2 protein-coding genes are annotated in these 1,806 nt (G+C 61.0%); both read right to left on the minus strand.

Going from position 1 to position 1,806, the window contains the following annotated elements; all coding sequences use genetic code 11:
- Positions 1-837: flavodoxin-dependent (E)-4-hydroxy-3-methylbut-2-enyl-diphosphate synthase (gene ispG, locus ACIOZM_RS31490; RefSeq protein WP_401221523.1), on the minus strand; the 837-nt coding region annotated here is incomplete at its 3' end.
- 3 nt (positions 838-840) lie between these two features.
- On the minus strand, positions 841-1,806 hold a 966-nt coding region (locus ACIOZM_RS31495; protein WP_401221526.1), incomplete at its 5' end, for a RodZ domain-containing protein.

Below are 1,806 nucleotides of genomic sequence, written 5' to 3' on the forward strand. Positions count from 1 at the left end.
AGCGAAGGTCTGCCGCGAGCAGCTCGGGCAGGCGAAGAAGTTGATCCCACCGGAACGCAGATGCAAAGACTTGAGAATGTCGTAACCGACCTTCACTTCCTCGACCGGATCGGCCGCCAGCGAGATGCGGATAGTATCGCCAATCCCTTCGGCGAGCAGCATACCTAGGCCCACGGCGGATTTCACTGTGCCCGAACGCAATCCACCGGCTTCGGTGATGCCAAGGTGCAGCGGCTGGACGATTTCTTTCGCCAGCAAGCGATAGGCTTCGACGGCCATGAACACGTCGGAGGCCTTCACGCTGACCTTGAAGTCCTGGAAATTCAGGCGCTCAAGGTGTTCAACGTGACGCAATGCGGACTCGACCAGTGCTGCCGGGGTCGGTTCGCCGTATTTCTTTTGCAGGTCTTTTTCCAGGGAACCGGCGTTGACGCCGATCCGGATCGGAATCCCGCGATCACGCGCCGCATCAACCACTGCACGCACACGGTCTTCACGACCGATGTTGCCCGGGTTGATCCGCAGGCAATCCACACCCAGCTCGGCTACGCGCAAGGCGATCTTGTAGTCAAAGTGAATGTCGGCAACCAGCGGCACTTTGACCAATTGCTTGATCTTGCCGAACGCTTCGGCAGCGTCCATGTCCGGCACCGAGATACGCACGATGTCGACGCCAGCGGCTTCCAGACGATTGATCTGCGCAACGGTGGCAGCGACATCATTGGTGTCGCTGTTGGTCATGCTCTGCACAGCGATAGGCGCATCGCCGCCGACAGGCACGTTACCGACCCAGATCTTGCGCGAGACGCGACGTTTGATTGGAGATTCGCCGTGCATGACTTATTGACCCAACTTCAGGCGAGCAGTCTCGCCACTGGTGAACGGAGTGACATCGACCGGCTGGCCGTTGTAGCTGATCTGCGCGCCACGGGCATAGCCAAGACGCACCGCGAACGGCGGCTTGCCGGCAACTGCCAGGCTGTCGCCCTTGCGCTTCAGACCGCTGAACAGCACTTTGCCGCTGCCATCGGTAACTTGAGTCCAGCAATCGGCAACGAATTGCACTTGAACCTGACCTTCACCGGCAACTGGCACGGCGGCTGGTACAGGAGCGGCCGGAACTACCGGAGCGGTAACGGTCGGTGCTGGCGTGGACGGAACAAATGGGGCCGGAGTCGCCGGACTGGCAACGACTGGCGCCGGAGTATGAACCGGTGCAGCAGGCGTAGCGCTTGGCGCTGGTGTGGCTGGTGCAGTGGCAGTCGCCTCGGCCGGCGCTTCAGCAGCGGTTTCCGATTGTGGCAGTGCCAGAGCGGTCGCGCCCTCGGCCTGACCTTCCGCGACAGCCTGGTCTTCCGGCTCGTCCAGCGGATGAATCTGGGTAGTACCGTCGGCGCCTTCGACTTCAACGTGCTCCGGCGTCAGACCGATCAGGTCCTTGGTGCGCTGCGAAGTCTGATCCTGCCACCAGACGAAACCACCGCCGATGACCGCAATCAGCAACAACAGGCTGACGATACGCAAAATAGTGTGGGAAACCCGCACCGGCTCTTCGATGCGGCCCAAGGCGTGCACGTTGCTGCCCTGAGAGTCGGTGCCAGTGGATTGGTCGAACTGCTGAACCAGAGCGGTCTGATCCATGCCGAGCAATTTGGCATAGGCGCGAATATAGCCGCGAGCAAAGGTATGCCCCGGCAGCTTGTCGAAAGCGCCGGTTTCAAGATTGCTCAGGGAAGTCACGGTGAGGTTGAGCTTGAGGGCCACTTCGGCCAGCGACCAGCCATTGCTTTCGCGGGCCTGGCGCAA

The organism is Pseudomonas sp. NPDC087346 (assembly GCF_044744235.1).
GTDB lineage: Bacteria > Pseudomonadota > Gammaproteobacteria > Pseudomonadales > Pseudomonadaceae > Aquipseudomonas.